Here is a 16,526-nt window from a genome sequence, read left to right as displayed (position 1 = left end):
GGCCCATCGCTTACAGGAGCGGCATTCTGAATTCGGTCGGGAATTTCTGTTGAACCAGATCCTCCACCTGCAGGAGCATTTCCGGTATGTTGCCCATATCGACCGGGATGCCTAGCTCATCCAGCGCCTGACGCGATCGTTTGCCGATGTGCCCGTCAATATTCCCAATTACTTTACCCAGTCGAATCAGGCACGACTGAATAGCCGCCTGCTGCTGATCATCGAAATCATCGACCTGTATGCCGATGGATAGAATGCCACTGGCAGACGCAGCTTTATAGGGCTTGAAATTATCACCCTTCCCGCTTTCGTAATACTCATAAACGAGCTGGTGGCTACCCCGGCAGTCGAAGTGCCAGGCTTCCGAAAGGCTGGCTTTGGGCTGCTTAATAATGGGCACTACGCCATGCCCGGCCGCAATTTTCCAGAAGTCGGCTAATGATATTTTAAGCGACCCCAGATCCAGATCGAAGCCCCGCCCGGCTTCGTGGAAACTACCGCCCGGCGGGGGGCTAAACGCCTTTTTCTTTCCGGAAACGAAATCATTGTGCGACTGCGACTGCATGTCGTAGCTGCGAAACAGGTCGCTTAAAATAAGCTTGCCGCCTTTTTGGGCCAATTCCGTAGCAATGTTAAAAATAGCCGTGTGGGTATCGGGCGTGCATTTGGCCATCCGCACAGGCAGCGGAAGGCGATCGCCTAATTTATTCGTGTAAATCGAAATAATGTCAATGGGTAGTAAGGGCGATTTCATGACCTTGTTTCGGTGAAAAATGAGAGGTCTGCTGACAAGTTAAACGGCTGGTGGCGCAGGCTGATCCATACCCCGCTTTACTCTGATTTTTCCGATAAGTTTCTCGACATCTTCCAGATCGTCGGCAACGCGTATATCGGCGGCCAAAACGCCAAGATTCAAGGCTTCCTGCTTGGCCTTGAACAGCTCCCAGTTAAAGCCCAGCAGAAAAGCGGCAGCGGCCTGAGCACCGCGCTTAAACAAGTCGATCTGCTGGTCGGCGGGCAGGTTAAAATTTAGCCAGTTCACATCCCTGACATCAATACAGGCCAGACAATCTTCAAACTGCGGGTGGGTGATCAGGAAATCCTTATCATAATTTGCCCGCATGGTATTGATAATCGACGAAACGATGCCTCCCAGCGACTGGGTAGATCGGGAGTCCTCCGAATCGCTGTCCTGAAGCCGCGCGCCAAAGGTGGGCAGCCGGGGCGTTGTTGCCCTTGTTGGATTGAATACGTTGATTGGGAAGTTCGAGAGCGACCCGCCATCGACAAATACGGCCTCTTTAATTTCGTTTCCCTCGTAACTAAGGTACTGTAGCCATTCTTTCGCCCTCAACGATCGTTTGGGAATATTTTTCTCCCGATAGGCTTCAAAGAAAAAGGGAATCGACATGGAAGCCCGAACGAATTTGGCGGTTAGGGTATAGTCTTTATCATAGTAGAAGAGTCGCCACATCTTCGGAAAGATGATCTTGTTCTCGGTCACAATTTCGGTAGTGATCAGGGCAAGGGGCGGCTCGTCTTCATCAGGTTTGTACGTATTAAGGCCCGTCAGGACATGCTCTATAGGGTCTGAAAGTTTATAGTTTGTTGTGTAGCCCTCGCCTTCCGGTTTATACTCCAGCTTAGGGATAATCATTAATTTCTCCTCTAAATCCCGCAGTGTACTTATCCCATTTTTGTTGTTAACAATAGCCATCTTTCCACCGGGGTAAAGATCGACCTGCGTATTAACGTCGCCATTCTGCATCAGATCGGCAATCCAGTCCTCAAACGCATTACCAGGGTTGATACCGAATTTACTATCCTTAAACCGAGTGTATAAGAACAGCGTAATAGTCCCCAGGAGCAATAAAAAAAAGACAAACAGCGAGATGCCGGCTACGGACAGGTACTGATAAGGATTTATACCTCCCTTGTAAGAGTTCTTAAACGGAAATTGCCAGAGAGCGATCTGAATCTGGAACAACTGGTTGAGAATACCATTGAGCAGGACAACCCCCAGAATTGCACAGACTACATATTGAATAAACTGGAGATATCTGCCTCTGGTAGCCAGAAAAAGAGAATAAGCCAATAGTAACGCAATGGGTAACAGGGCCAGAATGATCTGATACTTACAAGCTGAATCGTCTGGAATGGTTGTTAACCCCCAAAAGGCAACCAGGATTAAAAGAACAGCCACAAAGACGATTAAAAAAAAACGGCTTTTCAGGTACTCTGCTACAATACCGTTGCTGATGAGTCCTCTTTTAAAAATTACCAGCGCTATCAGATAAGCAGAAATCAGACCGCCCAATAAGCCAAGTATACTCCGGTCTTCCCACAAAAGTATACTGCTGAACACAATCAAACTCAGGGCACTGATGAGCGTAAACAGGGCCGACCTAACCAGGCGCTCAAAGTAATTTTTATAGTTGATGGTATTTTTCAGCAGCCACTTGGCAATGGGGTGCCCGTCTACAAAATCGAACAGGTTCTTCTGAGTCAGGTAATACAGGATAATGGGCGACTTTTTTACGCTGGTATCGTCAGGACGAACAACAGCCATTAAGGCCGCATTGATAGCTCCCGCACTGGTACCGGCCAGTTTGAGAAAACGGATACCCATGCATTCCAGTACGTAGGTGTACCCCAGCAAAGCGATACCCAGCACACCGCCACCTTCCTGCACCAGATTAACATATTGATGCCCTTCCGTATCGAAAACATCCGAAACACGTACGGTACGTTGATTTGCATTACCAGGTTTGTTAGCCAAATCCTTACGCAGGCCTTCAACAATACGTTCGCCTGTTTCCAGCATAGATTTCAGCAGATTCTCCTTGGCCTGTTTTTCCTCTTTATCCATCTAAACCTGTTGAATCAACGTTGTCAATGACGTTTGGTGTTACCAGGACAAATTAACCAGTCGTCCAGTCGGGATGAAACGGGGAAATCACCCTTTTTGCCGTTTCAAGACCATTATTTAGATGAAAGAGCAGAGACGGCTAAACAACAAACAGGGAGTAAACTGCACCGAATCATCGGCCAGCTTACTCCCTGTTTCTTTAGCCTTTACTCAGAACCGGTAAGACTTCAGCTCATGGGTTACTCAACAAAATTACGTTTGCTGATGGCACTCTCGGTCGGGAAATCGGCCGGAATTGGAATGTCGACTTTACCCGTAGCAGCCCACTGAGCACCCCGTTGTAGGCAGGTGATAAAGCCCACACATTCGACCGAGTAGTCGACATGGCCCAGGGGCGTGTGAAAAATGCGCCCTTTCCCGTAGTTGATGGTCATTAACATGGGTTCGTTGCGGTCTGTACCCCGATTTTCCTTCGACGAGAAGGCGGTTGCCAGTACAGTCATGTTTTCGGCTGGTCCACGCAGGCGGTCGTACATTTCATCTTTGGTATGCATCCAGGTGAGCGGCATACCCTTCGTGATGGGGTGTTTGGTATCCCGAACCGTGATCAGAAATTCGTTCTGTGCCCCGTGCGAACCCGCCCGGCCCGGCTGTGGGTCCCGGATGAGCTTCCCGTCTTTATCATAATACACAAAGGGACCATCTTTTTCGGTACGGTCGCCCCAGCCGCCCAAACCGATCATTTTGTTGTAAGCGGGCCACATCGGAAACGAGTTGTCGGCGGCATGGACAACGACGAGTCCGCCCCCGTTTTTCATAAACTTCTCAAAATCGGCCTGCGTTTCGTCAGACCAGGGAGCTGCATTCCATCCGAAATTACAGATCACCAGATCGTACTTGGAGAAATCGGGGTGAAAGCTGGAGTCCGCCTTCGATTTTGGCAGGTCAACGGTGTTTCTAACGCCCGGAATCTTGTATTGGTCGACTAGCTTCCCCCCGTTCCAGGTATAGTACGACCGCTGTACATCGACCGAAAACTTACCCGTTTCTTCCAGGTACCGCTTCATCATGAAGGTAATCTTGGGCCACTGCTCGTGGTTGTTCTGCCCATCCACGATCAGGGTCCGGATGACTTTCGAATTTCCTTTTTTAGTTGATTGAGCAAATGCGTTTTCACCGGCGAAAGCCCAAAACAGCAGTACCAGAACGTATATTGGTTTCATGGAAAATTTTGTTTGACGACAATAGGTCACGATTAGTTGCAGGAATTACGAGCGTATGCGTATAAACAGACAACAAAGTTTAAACCAATTAACCCGTCGAATCTACTTGACTGCTATCGTCTCCGTAGCAGATTATCCTCATCGGCTTTTGTAGACGGCGAGTCGTTCCAGGCATGAATGGAAGGTCGACGTTTGCCCGTGTGATAACTTACCCGTACTATGGGCGAATTGCGTCACGTTTTAGTTACTGCCTGATGTTGACTCCGGTTAAGTTTGTGGTGTGTCTGCTCAGGTTTTCTGAAACTCACTACATACGAATGAAGCAGCTACTAATTCTTCTGGGATTCATGGCCGTTGTGACCACCGCCTGCACCCGCCAGCCCAGTGTATACAATACAGCGCCCCGCCATGACAACGGTCTCCATAAAGGCTGGTACAAAAACGGAAAAGGGATGCCACCGGGTCAGGCAAAAAAGATGGGAAGGTACAAATACTAGATCAACCGGGGCGCTGGCACCGCTTTTTACTGACATTAGTTACGGTTTAGACTGTGTCAGCGCATCTTCCGGCCAAAGTACGGGTCGACCGGTCTTTTTAAACGTGGGCATCTGTGCGTCCCACTGCTTTAACCGACTGGTTAGTAAAGCGGCCAGGCTCTTTAGCAGCTTCGGGTATTGCCCGGCCAGATTTTGCTGCTCGCCAATATCATTCCGTAGATTATACAATTCAAGAGCGCTGGTTCGATGCCCCTTAACCAACTTAGATACGGTAATCTGTTTCAGCTTTACGACCTGTACAGTTCAGTTAACTGAATTATCCCTACAAAAAAAGAACAGGCCGCCAAGCCTGTTCTCTCTCTACTACCTACTGATTGGCCCAATGACCTTAGGTGCGTTTGACGTTGACCGCATTCAAGCCCTTCTTGCCTTGCTCGACATTGTAGGTTACTTTGTCGTTTTCCCGAAGTTCTTCGCTGGTCGCTGAAATGTGTACAAACACATCCTCACCCCCGTCGTCGGGTTTGATAAAGCCGAAGCCTTTACTCTCATTGAAAAATTTGACACTCCCTGTTGGCATTGTAATACGGTTAAAGTTTGGCTCAAGGACGCCAGAAGTTGCCAACTTACCAAACGGGGTTATTAAATGGTAGGCTTCGTTTGCTAAGTAGCCCGGTTATTTAGTGGACGTTTAGGTCTGACTAATTTTGAGTAAAAAGTCGTTAATGTAGACTATGGAAGACAAAGAGGAGGCTCTGGCTCAGGTGAAGCATAAAGTGGCGGGATCTTGCCACTCCTACACCTTCATGCTTAGTCTACGGGTTTCTAAACGGGTCTGGTCTGTAGGCGATGGATAGCATTGGACAATTAGTAAAATTAAGTGTCCACCAAAAGGCTTCGAAATTTCTAACGTAGCCATTCGGTAAACATTTATCCTTCCCAGGCAGTACTTATTACGAATCCCTACCTAAGCTACCCTCATGAAAGCCATTGCTTTTAGCGTGGGCTCCTTTGAGGAGCCCCTCCTGCGAGATACCAACCACGAACTGACTCTGGTAGCCGACCAACTTAGCATGGATACCGTCGATCAAGCCACGGGCTATGAGGCCGTCTTGATCTTTGGTACCGATGATGCCTCCAGGCCGGTGCTCACCCGGCTCCATCAACTCGGCATTCGCTATCTACTGACTCGCTCAGCCGGTACCGATCACATTGATCAGGCAACGGCCGATGAACTCGGCATTGACGTCAAAAGCATTCCAGCCTATTCACCCGGTGCCATCGCCGAGTACGCCGTCGCGTTGATGTTGGCGCTGGGCCGTCACTTAAGAGAGGCCACCGATAATGCCCGCCAGTTCGACTTCAAGCTCACCCGGCAGTTGGTTGGCTTCGAACTACGGGGCAAAACCGTGGGCATTGCTGGCTACGGCAACATTGGTCAGGCCCTGGCTCGTATTTTGACGGGCTTCGGCTGTCAGCTACTCGCTTATGATGCTAAACCCGAGGCCGCCCAGGCGGAATCCGAGGTCCCCATCGAGTTGGTTTCCCTGGAAGACTTACTGACGCGTTCGGATATCATCTCGCTTCACTTACCCCTGACCGAGCAGACCCAGGGGCTGTTCAAGCGGGAAACTTTCGATCGCATGAAACGGGGGGCCATGTTAATTAATACGGGGCGGGGGGCTACTCTCAACACCACCGATGCGCTGGAGGCCTTGCGCAGTGGTCAATTGGGCTATCTGGGCATCGACGTCTATGAACACGAACACGGCTTGTTCTTTGAGGACCGGTCGAATTCGGAGACCCCCGACCCGTTAATCGAAGAGCTGTTAAGCTTGCCGAATGTGCTGGTAACGGGTCACCAGGCCTTTCTCACCCAAGAGGCCTTGGACGCCATCGTTAGCCAATCGATGGCAATCTTGGATGATTGGGCGCACTAGATCCTATAATGCGTTACAGATGATTTAGGTATCTTCGGAAAATCGTTTACGAAAATCTTCCAATAAGTGAATGCTGGCTTTCAATTACTGTCAAATTCAGTCAGACGCATCCGTCTGAGTTATAAAAAGGTTCTCTTGACCAACACCACAAGCTTCTCAATGATAAACCCTACAAGAAGCCCGGCAACTCCGCAGGCCAGGGCTTTGGCAAACCAGGCGACTACTGGCATTGAGGACAAGCTCTGTTCTAAATCATGCAGTAAATGAGCCGTAAACGGCAGGCCATGCGCTATGATTTCGGCACCTACCCACAGCATGGCCGCTGTACCGACATACCCCAGCCAACTCAAGAAATGAGGCATAAATTTTACCAGGCTACGGCCTACTTTCTGAATAGCAGGAGGGTATTTATCACTAGCCAGGTGTAGTCCCATGTCATCGGCTTTAACGATCAAGCCAACAAATCCATAAACGGCCACCGTGATAAAAACGGCCACCGCCACCATCACCATAATCTGGTTCAAAATCGCCTGGCCGGTTACCTGGCTATACGCAATGGCCATAATTTCGGCCGACAAAATGATATCCGTGCGAACCGCGCTTCCCACTCGTTGCTTCTCCAGTTCTTCGGGGGTAATCTCTTTTAGCTGCTCACGGTCAGTGATACCCTCGGGGTGGCTAAACAGGGAATGAACCTTTTCGTAACCCTCAAAACATAAATAAGCACCACCCACCATTAAAATAGGGGTAATAGCCCAAGGGGCAAAATAGCCAAGCAACAAGGCGGCTGGACTTAATAGCAGAAGTTTATTGATCAGCGATTTTTTAGCAATCTGATAAATAATAGCCAGTTCCCGCGAGGGGTCGAGCCCCACCACATATTTTGGTGTAACGGCCGTGTCATCAATGACAATGCCCGACACTTTTCCGGTCGTTTTCGCTACTTGAGTCGGTACATCATCTAAACTGGCGGCACTGGCTTTTACCAACGCCGAGATATCATCTAACAAAGCAAAGAGTCCTGAAGGCATCGTTAAAAAGTTGGCTACTGCTAGAATCACCGGAGAGGGTACATTGACAAAACCCGGCATTTTTTGGATAGCGCCCCTCAGATGGTGCCGGTGGAAACAAGACCCGATGACCGTCAGGTCGCTGCGCTTATTTACCCAAAAATTGCTGTACCTATTCCTTTCTAGCAGCCTTTACAATAGTTTAACCGGTTTACCGGGCGAAAGTTAGCAACAAGTTGTTAATTCATACGGGTTACCCAATCCCTCTTTAACATTCTGTAAATTTGTTTGCCCACCTTCCTTACACTACGAATTGTTGTTAACCGGTATTGAATTTTGTTATCCCCTCCGGACAATAACCGTTCAGAAAACCGGCCAATTCCAATCTGGAAAATTTAAAATCCTTCGCCAATTCATTCCGTAGCGGACGAAAAGAACATAATCTCTGGCCTTGAAATTTACCATTTAGCCAGGCAACAATTGCTCTGCCTGACGCACCTTTCTTCGCAGTCTGGGCAGCGCAGATTCATCACCGAGTAAGTAGGAAGCCAATTCGGATTGACAGACATATTCAATTAGCCGTCCGGCTGGTTGTAAAGGAATGACAGCATCATCGTCTACCGAGTCAAGTAGATTATGCATCTCCGACCGCACTTCCTGGAAAGCGCGTGTCAGGCTAAGGGCCGAGCTGTTGTTGGGCAATTGACAAAAATAATCCACGGCATATCGGAATTGAACGTAAGGATCGTCGACCATCGCATCGCAGTAAAAGGATAATAAAATCTGTAGGCTACGGATAGCATTGGATAGTTATTGAAATTGATCGTCCAATGAAACGCTAAGCGAATGAACAGTTATTATAACTTAGGTACCAGTCAGATAGTTGTTTCAAGCCAGCCAGCACTTGTAAAGCGGTTCTTTTAAAGGAGACATATACCGTAGCGAATGCCTTTTACTGGCTGTCCCATCCTGGCCTACCTGTCTTATCAGTCAATTTTCCTGATCTCGGTCGCACTCAGGGTGATCGTAAATTCGCGCCGTTGGCTGTTCCAGCAATGCACCCGCTGACCATATTGACTGATCACCGGCACTGGCCAGTCAATGTCAGGATTAGCCGCTGCCAACTCTTGAGCCGCCTGCGGGTTACTCAGGATAACTAAGTCGTTCTGCTTAAACTCATGGTCTATCTTCATTCGATACAAAATTGCCTACCTTTGTTTCTTGGTAAACGTCTTAAAACCAATTGCATGAAAGCCACTTCGATTCATTTTTTTTCGCCTACTGATAATCAACCGCCTAAGGCTAAGGCCGAAAAAACAGCTAAGTTGGTGTTAACCGGTTATATTTCTGCCGCCGGAAAACTCGTTTTGCCCGCTAAAACGGTGGCTCATTTAGGGGTCGATCTGGGTAATACGTCCTTTAAAGTAGGCATGGACCAGGGAAAGCGCAAAGCTAAATCGCTGTACCTGGTACCCAACCATACCGATGCCGAAACCTTCACCTTCGAGAAAGCGGCCAAGAGCTATACCCTGGCCCTCCCCCTTATCCTGACCAAAAGTGGCGTTGATTTCGCCAAAACAAAATACGACTTTATCATTCGTCTTTTCGAATATGAGGGCACGACGGCCTTTGAACTAAAGATCGCTCCTCAAAAAGCGGCTGCCAACGCTGCCTATAGCGGTAAACCAAGAGGACGAAAGCCCAAATCGAATTCCGTGACTGAGTAACACCAAAAAACCCTGATCACTCAGTTTTTTTTGGTGTTTTGTCTTTTGATGCAGTCAGGCCGTTTTCAACCGGTTCTTTCGTTGAGAAGCCTGCTTCGTATAGGTTGCTTCCCCAATTTTTCTTTCTCTGCCATCCTGTCAGCTTTCAGGGGGTAAATTCGATCCCCTTTTCCACTACATCTGTTTTGTCACAATACCAGAACGCCCGTTGTAACTTCGTGACACGAATTATCGTGCAGTCATGTATAAGGGTAATTTTAGTTTAAAGCGGGAAAACAAAAGTCAAGTCGAAGGCTATCGAATCAAGGTTACCAAAGGCACATACCGATCAAATTTGCTATCGTCGGATATTAACGTGGGATTGTCGGCAAAAGCCGTGGCAATTAATAAACGGTCGAAGGGATCGCGATGATCCTCATAAAGCGGGATCGCCTGATAAGCGTCTAAATGATGGGGCAGGATAGGCAGGAGCTGAAGGGCCAATATACTGGTCATTTCCTGAAAGATCTCAGTAGATGACCGGGTGGTGTCCAGTTTGCCAATCTTTTTCTTGATGGAAATTTCGAGCAGCGAAGCGGCACTCACAAACACTTCGTTGGTGGTGTTACGGATAAAGTCTGCTGCCCGGGCTGATAACTGGGGATCAGCTTCCAGCACCCACAGCAATATATGTGTATCAATCCATAAGCGCATTACATGTAGTCTTTCAGCTCGTCCAACGGCTCATTGAAGTCGGGAATTAGCTTAAAACTCCCCTTCATGGTGCCAAACGGACGTTCACTCAATTTTGACTGGTTAAGAGCCACAGGCGGCTTTGTAGCTTTGTTAGTAGCGGCCATTTGTCGAATGAAAGCCAACACAGCTCTTCCCGTTTCGTCGCGATCATCGATTTCCAGTTGATAAATCATAGCTACTGTCGGCCTAGGCCATTTCAAAAGATACGTAGGTCAATTTAACACTTTCCTGCAAATACAGCCAGCGTCAGCCTGCCTTGAAAAGAGCAGTTAGAAAGGTAAAGTAAGTGTTAAATGGGTTTCTGAATGGTCATCTGATAAATGTCAACCTGCTTTATAGCAAAGCATTTAACAAATGTTCGTTTAATAAATGTTAGATAACCTATAGCTACAATTTTCTAAGTTGTGGCAATCGGGATTTCAACTGAAGCACCAATTTCGACCCTGCGTAGACGGAGATACTTATACAGGGTGGTTTTAGAGATATGTAACTCGCGGGCGATTTGTTCAACCGGGTACTTAGCTTCTTTGTAGAGACGTTCACCAAGGCGGGCTTTCTGCTCACCGGCTTTTGATAACCCTTTCCGACGGCCTAAGAGTTGACCTCGTCGACGGGCGGAGGCCAAACCTGCCAAAGTTCGTTCCCGTATTACTTCCCGCCGGTTCGCCGACGGTCGGCCGCAGCCGTGCGGCAGAGACACGGGCGTAGCCTAACTTCATGATATAGTAGTATCTATCTCACGTATTTGACGTGGGTAAACTTTGCCTTCTCAAACCCTTACTCACTTTCGCTACTAGATGATTTGAGCCAATTTGATCGTGAAGCTTGACCCCCACGTAGGTTACCCAACCAAACCAGACTATCTTAAGTGGAATAGGATTAAAATTTTATTAAAAATTCTATTAACAACCATTTTATCCGCCGGGTTATACTGCCAGGTAAACCAAGTGAATAACCTGCTCAACGAAATGAATGCATCGCAAGAGAATCATCTGTCGACCAAGGAGTTTATTAGTCGCAAACAGTTTTTGAAGGCGGCTAGCCTTCTCACAGTAGGGGCGGTTAGTGGCGTAACAGCTGCTTGTCAATCAACCGGACAATCCCCTTCTTACCCAGTGCCTACAAGAAGCAGCTTCGACACCCCAACGGGTCAGAAAATTTCGACCTCACCCCCCTATTCTCCTCCCGCAGAAGTCCCCACCGATGTCAGCCAGCCCATCGAACTGGAAGTCTGGAAATCAGATGTTGATCGCAAGTCAGCCCCCACGCCCACCCCCTTGCCCCTCAATCAGCGCATCGGCTATGCTGTGGTTGGTCTGGGCCATCTCTCGCTGGACGAAATCCTGCCCGCCCTAAGCAGTTGTAAACGCTCCCGAGTGGCTGCACTCGTCAGCGGCAATGTCGATAAGATGCGCAAGGTCGCTCAGCAATACGGGGTCAAGGAAAGCAGTTGTTATACCTATCAAACCTACGATCAGCTAAAGGACAATCCGGAGGTGCAGATTATTTACATCGTACTGCCCAACTCCATGCACGCCGAGTATACCATCCGGGGAGCGCAGGCGGGCAAACACATTCTCTGCGAAAAGCCGATGGCCAACTCCAGCGCCGAATGTCAGGCCATGATTGATGCCTGCCAAAAGGCGAATCGGAAATTGATGATTGCCTACCGCATCCACTATGAACCCTTCAACCAGTACATTCGGAAGAAAATACAGGCCAACGAGTACGGAAAACCTAAATTTGTTGACGCCTTCAACTGCCAATCGTCGGCCAACCCCAGGCACTGGCGGCACATCAAAGCACTGGCCGGTGGAGGAGCACTGCCCGACATTGGTTTGTATTGCCTGAACACGACCCGCTTTCTGTTGGGTGAGGAACCCATCGAAGTGTCAGCCTACGTCTACAGCGATCCCGAGAACCCCTTATTCAGTGAAGTAGAAGAAGTCTGCTCCTGGCAAATGAAGTTTCCCAGTGGGGTAATGGTTAACTGTGCTACCCACTACAACGTTCATGACTCCCGCAAGTATCGGGTCATGACCGAGCGAGGCTGGTACGAGTTGGACAATGCCTATGCCTATACGGGTCAGAAATTGACCACCTCAAGGGCAGATGGGGAAATTGTTCGGCAGGAAACGGTCAGCATCGTTCCCAAAAACCAATTTGCGGCCGAGATGGACTATTTTTCTCAGTGTGTTCAGGACAATCGGGCGCCCTATTCAAGTGGTGAGGAAGGCTTGCAGGATCAGCGGATCATGGAAGCGATTTATCAATCAGCCCGGCAGAATCGGCCCGTCAAACTACCGCTCATTGAAAAAAAAGACGCTTTTCGTGGGCCAATCCCGCCTGAGCTGCAAGCCTGATACAAGTAGTTGCTAGGCGTACCGTATGCGATGGATTATATTGGAGGGTTATTAAAATTGATCGTCCAGTTAAACGCTGCTTTTTCTGCTCGGGCAGGTCAAGTGCTTTCAGGGCTTCGCGGGTAAGGGCTTCGGTCAAAAAAACTTCGCTGCCGTGGTAGCCTTCCAGACCAGGTACCGCATTTCGGTTCGGTTTCCCCTTCACAGGATGATCGTAATTTTCCTGCCCTAAATAACTGGCAGGATGCCCAATTTCACTCCCGGCAATGTTTACCATAAACCCGAGGTTTTTAGGGTCAGCACCAGGGGTTCCGGCCGGGCCGAAATGTGCTCTCCCAGCATGAATCGTGTAATACTGCTGCTGACGGAGCAACGCAGGCAGGGGCGTTGCCCGCATGGTTCGTTCCACCCCCGCCACCGGACTAAGCCCGTTGATATTCGACGCTACCAGGTTCAACAGCGTATCAGGATAATCGGTGCTGGTGTTCAGGTTGGGCGAAGTCCAGTTGGTTACGCGGTGATGGGCAGCATTGAGTCCTGTCATCAAGCTAATCCGCGTGGGCGTACATAAGGGCGTGGCGTACGCATCGGTGAATTTCATCCCTTCTTTGGCCAGCTGTTCCATATTGGGTGTGTGATAACGCCGGTTTAGATCCGTAAACTGGTTTCAGAAGGGTACGGACGTATCCTGCCAGCCCATATCATCGACCAGAAAAATGATAATGTTAGGGGGCGGCTTGGGCGCACCAATGACAGGAAAACCAACAAGAACCAATCCAACAGCGAGCCAGTGCGGTACCCGGACCAGGTTACGTAGATTTATCATTTGGGGTAGCCTTTTTGCTTATTCTACAGGGTAATACCGAAAAAAGCAGACGCTACTCGATCGCTACTTTGCGCACCGCCCCAACTTTCCGGACAAATGAGTAGGCAACCGGTAGCTACCTGGTTTTAGGTAAGAAATGAACCCATCATGATGTACCGCCGTACCGCCCGCCCCTATTTGGTTTTGTTCCTGACGCTCCTGCTGGCGAGTCCCGTAGTTGCCCAATCGCCAAATTCATTTTTTGAGCAGGCATCCGTCAATGGGCGTCTGGCCAACACCGGCTTCCGGCGGTGTGCGCATTACCTCAACGGCTGGCTGGCCGAAGCCGATTCCGGCACGGGTCTTATCCCGCGAAACCTGACCGATAGCCGTCATTTCTGGAATGCCTACGATGCAGCCGCAGACAATTACCCGTTTATGGTCATGACCGCGTCGTTACTGCGCCACGACCTGTTCAGCGGAAAAATGCAAACCATGTTGCAGACCGAGCAACGCCTGACTTCGCGCATTGGCCGATTGCCCGATACGTATTCATTCACAAAAAAAGGGTTTCTGAAAGAACCGGTCGACAGCAGTCAGGTTATTTTCGGGAGTGCCGAATACATGAAAGATGGCCTTGTTCCGCTCACCGAATGGCTCGGCCCCAACACCCCCTGGTTCCGGCGCATGGAAGGCATACTCGACGATCTGCTGCCCGTTGTTTCTATCCCCATCCATTTGACGGGCAATTTCTACGGCAACAGCGCCGATGTGGAAGTGAACGGCGATATGCTTCAGGTACTTAACCGAATGTACTGGATTACTCGGAAGCAGAAGTACCTCGACGTAGCCGTTGCGCTGGGCGATTACTACCTGAACGACAAACGGCTCCTGACCCGGTCCTCCACCCGCCTGCGGATGCGCGACCACGGCTGCGAGATTATTGCCGGTCTGTCAGAAGTGTACGCCACCATGCACGTACTGAATCCGGCCAAAAAGAAACAATGGCAACCGTACATGACCGAACTGCTCGACCTTATTCTCGACAAAGGCCGTAATGCCGACGGGCTGTTTTACAATGAAATCAATCCATCGACGGGTCAACTACTGGACCCGGCCCTGGCCGACACCTGGGGTTACCTGCTCAATGCCTGTTACACGGTTTACCTCACCGATGGGCATGTTGCCTACCGGGATGCGGTGCTCAAGGCCCTGCAATCGCTGAATAAACACTATAAAAACTATGCCTGGGAAGGGCAAAGCAGCGATGGCTATGCCGATTCCATTGAAGGAGCATTGAATTTAATCCTCCGCGAAAAAAGCCCCGCAGCGGCTGAATGGATTGACAGTGAGATGCAGGTAATGTGGGCCAAGCAGAAACCGTCGGGCATTATTGAAGGCTGGCACGGCGACGGTAATTTTGCCCGCACAACGCTGATGTACTGTCTCTGGAAAACGTCCGGAACCTGGCTCTCCAACTGGCAGGAATCCGTTACCATTGGAGCTGCAAAAAACGAAAACTTCCTGTATATCAGCGTACAAGCCAACGAAGCCTGGTCTGGTAAACTTCGTTTTTCGCCAGCCTTTCACCGGGAGTTCATGCGCTTGCCGATCAATTACCCGCGAATCAATCAGTTTCAGGAATGGTATCCAATTGACGAAAACAAGGCCTACAAACTCACCAATACGAAAACACAGAAAACCGTCACGGTAAGGGGTCGGGCTCTACTGGCTGGCTACCCTATTCGCCTGGCTAAAGGTGAGATCACACACTTACTCATTCAGGCGAAATAAACAACCAAAAATACCTGCTCTAAACATGATTTAGACAACATTTATACCGCCTAAATGCTTTTAGGGGTATGGATACCGAAACTAAACCAACCACTGACCTATCTCTAACCGACTCGAACGGGCGCGAACTGCTTCAATCTTCGTTATCGGACTACGTCGCCTTTCTTCGTCGGCAACCGGCGGTTTGCGGCACACCCGAGCAACAGGAAGCCCTTATTAAGCACGTTGCGCAGGGCCATGAGTTAATTAAACTCGTTGCGGCCGAACGGCTCAAGATCACCCGCCAGCTCGACAAACAAAAGCACGATTGGATGGAGATAGAGAAGGAGATGACCGCGCCGATTCTGGCCGCCATGCAACCGCTCAAAGATGCCGTTGAGCACTACAATCGGGAAGTATTACGAGTACGTGAACACCAGCAGGCCCAGGCGGCCAGCCAAACACCCATCACCCATTCCGGCGAAACAACCTGGCTGATGCCCGACGTGGCCCTGGTAGCGAAGCCAAAAGGCGTACAGATGAAATGGACATACGCCATTGTCGACCCAAACCAGGTCCCCAACGGCTATTGGATTATCGACGAGGGAGCCATAAAAGCTGATATTGCCAATGGTGTCCGGGATATCCCCGGAGTACGCATTTACGAAGAAGCCATTACAACGTTTCGGAAGTAATTCACTCCGGGCTCTTACCTGACCTTAATGATTTCGCCAAAGTAGTTCATCGTAACGGTGTAATCGGCCTTTTTTTTGCTGACCGGCTCAAGCAGTTGCATGGACAATGTAATGTATCGCTGGGCGTTGAAAGTGGGTTTGTAGACAACCTGCTGCAAAACGGACCGCTCTACGATGTCATCACTTTTTATGAAATAGAGCAGGTCATCCTTAAGCAGTGTCCGTTTAAAGACCTGGCTGCCCGATTTTTTTGCGGCCAGTACCGTAATCGTATTGTTGAAATAACAGCCATCGGCGGTTTGTGTAGCACTGGTGTCCTGGGCCAGTGTGAGCGTTACGGTTATCGGTTTAGCCGACTCCTGAAACACATCGGATTTACCCAGTTTGTCAGCCTCCACCACCGACCGGCAATCTTTAGATTTGGGCGCTGTTGTCAGCGCGGAATCAGCCGCCGATTGGGTCGTTGACGATTGGGTGGCGGTGTCGTCTTTCTTGTCGGAGCGTCCACAGGCAACAAGCAGGCTGGCGATCAGCAGTAGGCTAAATGCGTTTTTCATCCGGCAAATTTCGCATTTATCCCGTAGCTGCGCACAGACCTACGCATTTCCTTTTTTAATGAGCTACATGCGCAGAATACGGTAAGACTCAATTGTAAAAAATAAGAGGGCAGACTATAGCTCTGTTTTCTGTTGCCTGCCCTCCTGGTTCATCTCTATTTTGGATTATTGGCCACCTGTTTTGCTAAGAAGGTACCTAATTTTATCCTTATATTGATCAATCCAGAGTTAAATCCCTTAAAGCCAAATAAGTACAAATACTCAAAGTCGAAATATCCTTAAGTTCAGCTGATTCTAATAAAGGAATGATGACAGCTATAACAGTAGAAAGC

20 protein-coding genes and 1 pseudogene are annotated in these 16,526 nt (G+C 49.2%); 7 read left to right on the top strand and 14 right to left on the bottom strand.

Annotated elements, in window-relative coordinates; all coding sequences use genetic code 11:
* Window positions 1–10: 10 nt before the first annotated feature.
* From CRO74_RS01835 to CRO74_RS01825, 3 genes are all read right to left on the bottom strand, one after another.
* A complete protein-coding gene (locus CRO74_RS01835; protein ID WP_097124296.1) occupies window positions 11–754 on the bottom strand; it encodes a M15 family metallopeptidase domain-containing protein in 744 nt (247 codons plus the stop codon).
* Window positions 755–793: 39 nt separating this feature from the next.
* Window positions 794–2,869 carry a patatin-like phospholipase family protein gene (locus tag CRO74_RS01830; protein ID WP_097124295.1) on the bottom strand — a complete coding sequence of 692 codons (2,076 nt, stop codon included), beginning with the start codon at window positions 2,867–2,869 and terminating at the stop codon, window positions 794–796.
* 239 nt (window positions 2,870–3,108) lie between these two features.
* Complete coding sequence (locus CRO74_RS01825) at window positions 3,109–4,092, bottom strand: ThuA domain-containing protein (RefSeq protein ID WP_097124294.1); 984 nt, start codon at window positions 4,090–4,092, stop codon at window positions 3,109–3,111.
* Window positions 4,093–4,409: 317 nt separating this feature from the next.
* On the opposite strand from CRO74_RS01825, the gene CRO74_RS01820 reads away from it, so the two are divergent.
* A complete protein-coding gene (locus CRO74_RS01820) occupies window positions 4,410–4,589 on the top strand; it encodes a hypothetical protein (RefSeq protein WP_097124293.1) in 180 nt (59 codons plus the stop codon).
* A 39-nt stretch (window positions 4,590–4,628) separates the two neighbouring features.
* Here CRO74_RS01820 and CRO74_RS01815 read toward each other — a convergent pair whose 3' ends face one another.
* Together CRO74_RS01815 and CRO74_RS01810 are read right to left on the bottom strand one after the other, a co-directional pair.
* Window positions 4,629–4,850: a hypothetical protein gene (locus CRO74_RS01815; protein ID WP_179830098.1), complete on the bottom strand. Its 222-nt coding sequence runs from the start codon at window positions 4,848–4,850 to the stop codon at window positions 4,629–4,631.
* A 127-nt stretch (window positions 4,851–4,977) separates the two neighbouring features.
* Window positions 4,978–5,169 carry a cold-shock protein gene (locus CRO74_RS01810; protein ID WP_097124292.1) on the bottom strand — a complete coding sequence of 64 codons (192 nt, stop codon included), beginning with the start codon at window positions 5,167–5,169 and terminating at the stop codon, window positions 4,978–4,980.
* Between the two features lie 154 nt (window positions 5,170–5,323).
* On the opposite strand from CRO74_RS01810, the gene CRO74_RS32170 reads away from it, so the two are divergent.
* Together CRO74_RS32170 and CRO74_RS01805 are read left to right on the top strand one after the other, a co-directional pair.
* Window positions 5,324–5,446, top strand: a complete 123-nt coding sequence (locus tag CRO74_RS32170; RefSeq protein ID WP_262508195.1) for a hypothetical protein — start codon at window positions 5,324–5,326, stop codon at window positions 5,444–5,446.
* A 123-nt stretch (window positions 5,447–5,569) separates the two neighbouring features.
* A complete protein-coding gene (locus tag CRO74_RS01805) occupies window positions 5,570–6,529 on the top strand; it encodes an NAD(P)-dependent oxidoreductase (protein WP_097124291.1) in 960 nt (319 codons plus the stop codon).
* A 119-nt stretch (window positions 6,530–6,648) separates the two neighbouring features.
* Here the strand turns inward: CRO74_RS01805 and CRO74_RS01800 are convergent, their stop codons facing one another.
* The 3 genes from CRO74_RS01800 to CRO74_RS01790 form a co-directional block, all read right to left on the bottom strand.
* The gene (locus CRO74_RS01800) at window positions 6,649–7,560 is read right to left on the bottom strand and encodes a DUF808 domain-containing protein (RefSeq protein WP_097125976.1); all 912 of its coding nucleotides are present in this window, start codon (window positions 7,558–7,560) and stop codon (window positions 6,649–6,651) included.
* Window positions 7,561–8,004: 444 nt separating this feature from the next.
* Window positions 8,005–8,295, bottom strand: a complete 291-nt coding sequence (locus CRO74_RS01795) for a hypothetical protein (protein WP_097124290.1) — start codon at window positions 8,293–8,295, stop codon at window positions 8,005–8,007.
* A 230-nt stretch (window positions 8,296–8,525) separates the two neighbouring features.
* Entirely contained in the window at window positions 8,526–8,732 is a 207-nt protein-coding gene (locus CRO74_RS01790) for a hypothetical protein (RefSeq protein ID WP_097124289.1), read from the bottom strand.
* Window positions 8,733–8,786: 54 nt separating this feature from the next.
* On the opposite strand from CRO74_RS01790, the gene CRO74_RS01785 reads away from it, so the two are divergent.
* Window positions 8,787–9,266: a hypothetical protein gene (locus CRO74_RS01785; RefSeq protein ID WP_097124288.1), complete on the top strand. Its 480-nt coding sequence runs from the start codon at window positions 8,787–8,789 to the stop codon at window positions 9,264–9,266.
* A 294-nt stretch (window positions 9,267–9,560) separates the two neighbouring features.
* On the opposite strand, the gene CRO74_RS01780 is transcribed toward CRO74_RS01785, so the two are convergent.
* From CRO74_RS01780 to CRO74_RS01770, 3 genes are all read right to left on the bottom strand, one after another.
* Window positions 9,561–9,959, bottom strand: coding sequence for a type II toxin-antitoxin system VapC family toxin (locus CRO74_RS01780; RefSeq protein ID WP_097124287.1), 399 nt, complete (start codon window positions 9,957–9,959; stop codon window positions 9,561–9,563).
* A complete protein-coding gene (locus CRO74_RS01775; protein ID WP_097124286.1) occupies window positions 9,959–10,174 on the bottom strand; it encodes a hypothetical protein in 216 nt (71 codons plus the stop codon). The genes CRO74_RS01780 and CRO74_RS01775 overlap by 1 nt, the downstream gene beginning before the upstream one ends.
* A 224-nt stretch (window positions 10,175–10,398) precedes the next feature.
* Complete coding sequence (locus CRO74_RS01770; protein WP_245877733.1) at window positions 10,399–10,701, bottom strand: helix-turn-helix domain-containing protein; 303 nt, start codon at window positions 10,699–10,701, stop codon at window positions 10,399–10,401.
* A gap of 268 nt (window positions 10,702–10,969) precedes the next feature.
* Between CRO74_RS01770 and CRO74_RS01765 the strand changes: the two genes are divergently transcribed.
* On the top strand, window positions 10,970–12,364 hold the full coding sequence (locus tag CRO74_RS01765; protein ID WP_097125975.1) for a Gfo/Idh/MocA family protein: 1,395 nt from the start codon (window positions 10,970–10,972) through the stop codon (window positions 12,362–12,364).
* Here CRO74_RS01765 and CRO74_RS01760 read toward each other — a convergent pair.
* Window positions 12,309–13,007 (bottom strand): annotated as a pseudogene (locus CRO74_RS01760) (sulfatase-like hydrolase/transferase); the annotation flags it as partial. The gene CRO74_RS01765 and the pseudogene CRO74_RS01760 overlap by 56 nt on opposite strands.
* Window positions 13,008–13,031: 24 nt before the next feature.
* Complete coding sequence (locus CRO74_RS31875) at window positions 13,032–13,190, bottom strand: hypothetical protein (RefSeq protein ID WP_245877731.1); 159 nt, start codon at window positions 13,188–13,190, stop codon at window positions 13,032–13,034.
* Window positions 13,191–13,337: 147 nt separating this feature from the next.
* On the opposite strand from CRO74_RS31875, the gene CRO74_RS01755 reads away from it, so the two are divergent.
* Both CRO74_RS01755 and CRO74_RS01750 read left to right on the top strand, forming a co-directional pair.
* Window positions 13,338–14,963 (top strand): hypothetical protein, encoded by a 1,626-nt coding sequence (locus tag CRO74_RS01755; protein ID WP_097124285.1) that lies wholly within the window; start codon window positions 13,338–13,340, stop codon window positions 14,961–14,963.
* 68 nt (window positions 14,964–15,031) lie between these two features.
* Window positions 15,032–15,637: an exonuclease SbcCD subunit D C-terminal domain-containing protein gene (locus CRO74_RS01750; protein ID WP_097124284.1), complete on the top strand. Its 606-nt coding sequence runs from the start codon at window positions 15,032–15,034 to the stop codon at window positions 15,635–15,637.
* 14 nt (window positions 15,638–15,651) lie between these two features.
* Here the strand turns inward: CRO74_RS01750 and CRO74_RS01745 are convergent, their stop codons facing one another.
* Window positions 15,652–16,194: a hypothetical protein gene (locus tag CRO74_RS01745; protein WP_097124283.1), complete on the bottom strand. Its 543-nt coding sequence runs from the start codon at window positions 16,192–16,194 to the stop codon at window positions 15,652–15,654.
* Window positions 16,195–16,526: the final 332 nt, after the last annotated feature.

The sequence above is a fragment of the Spirosoma fluviale genome (assembly GCF_900230225.1).
In the GTDB taxonomy this organism is placed as follows: Bacteria; Bacteroidota; Bacteroidia; order Cytophagales; family Spirosomataceae; genus Spirosoma; species Spirosoma fluviale.
This window is presented reverse-complemented; position numbering and strand designations above follow the sequence as displayed.

Excerpts from the sequence above, each read along its gene's own strand:
- CRO74_RS01745 (WP_097124283.1), bottom strand. The coding sequence starts at position 16,194 with ATGAAAAACGCATTTAGCCTACTGCTGATCGCCAGCCTGCTTGTTGCC.
- CRO74_RS01785 (WP_097124288.1), top strand. The coding sequence starts at position 8,787 with ATGAAAGCCACTTCGATTCATTTTTTTTCGCCTACTGATAATCAACCG.
- CRO74_RS01800 (WP_097125976.1), bottom strand. The coding sequence starts at position 7,560 with ATGCCTTCAGGACTCTTTGCTTTGTTAGATGATATCTCGGCGTTGGTA.
- CRO74_RS01835 (WP_097124296.1), bottom strand. The coding sequence starts at position 754 with ATGAAATCGCCCTTACTACCCATTGACATTATTTCGATTTACACGAAT.
- CRO74_RS01810 (WP_097124292.1), bottom strand. The coding sequence starts at position 5,169 with ATGCCAACAGGGAGTGTCAAATTTTTCAATGAGAGTAAAGGCTTCGGC.
- CRO74_RS01790 (WP_097124289.1), bottom strand. The coding sequence starts at position 8,732 with ATGAAGATAGACCATGAGTTTAAGCAGAACGACTTAGTTATCCTGAGT.
- CRO74_RS01755 (WP_097124285.1), top strand. The coding sequence starts at position 13,338 with ATGATGTACCGCCGTACCGCCCGCCCCTATTTGGTTTTGTTCCTGACG.
- CRO74_RS01750 (WP_097124284.1), top strand. The coding sequence starts at position 15,032 with ATGGATACCGAAACTAAACCAACCACTGACCTATCTCTAACCGACTCG.
- CRO74_RS31875 (WP_245877731.1), bottom strand. The coding sequence starts at position 13,190 with ATGATAAATCTACGTAACCTGGTCCGGGTACCGCACTGGCTCGCTGTT.
- CRO74_RS01775 (WP_097124286.1), bottom strand. The coding sequence starts at position 10,174 with ATGATTTATCAACTGGAAATCGATGATCGCGACGAAACGGGAAGAGCT.
- CRO74_RS01765 (WP_097125975.1), top strand. The coding sequence starts at position 10,970 with ATGAATGCATCGCAAGAGAATCATCTGTCGACCAAGGAGTTTATTAGT.
- CRO74_RS01820 (WP_097124293.1), top strand. The coding sequence starts at position 4,410 with ATGAAGCAGCTACTAATTCTTCTGGGATTCATGGCCGTTGTGACCACC.
- CRO74_RS32170 (WP_262508195.1), top strand. The coding sequence starts at position 5,324 with ATGGAAGACAAAGAGGAGGCTCTGGCTCAGGTGAAGCATAAAGTGGCG.
- CRO74_RS01795 (WP_097124290.1), bottom strand. The coding sequence starts at position 8,295 with ATGGTCGACGATCCTTACGTTCAATTCCGATATGCCGTGGATTATTTT.
- CRO74_RS01830 (WP_097124295.1), bottom strand. The coding sequence starts at position 2,869 with ATGGATAAAGAGGAAAAACAGGCCAAGGAGAATCTGCTGAAATCTATG.
- CRO74_RS01805 (WP_097124291.1), top strand. The coding sequence starts at position 5,570 with ATGAAAGCCATTGCTTTTAGCGTGGGCTCCTTTGAGGAGCCCCTCCTG.
- CRO74_RS01780 (WP_097124287.1), bottom strand. The coding sequence starts at position 9,959 with ATGCGCTTATGGATTGATACACATATATTGCTGTGGGTGCTGGAAGCT.
- CRO74_RS01825 (WP_097124294.1), bottom strand. The coding sequence starts at position 4,092 with ATGAAACCAATATACGTTCTGGTACTGCTGTTTTGGGCTTTCGCCGGT.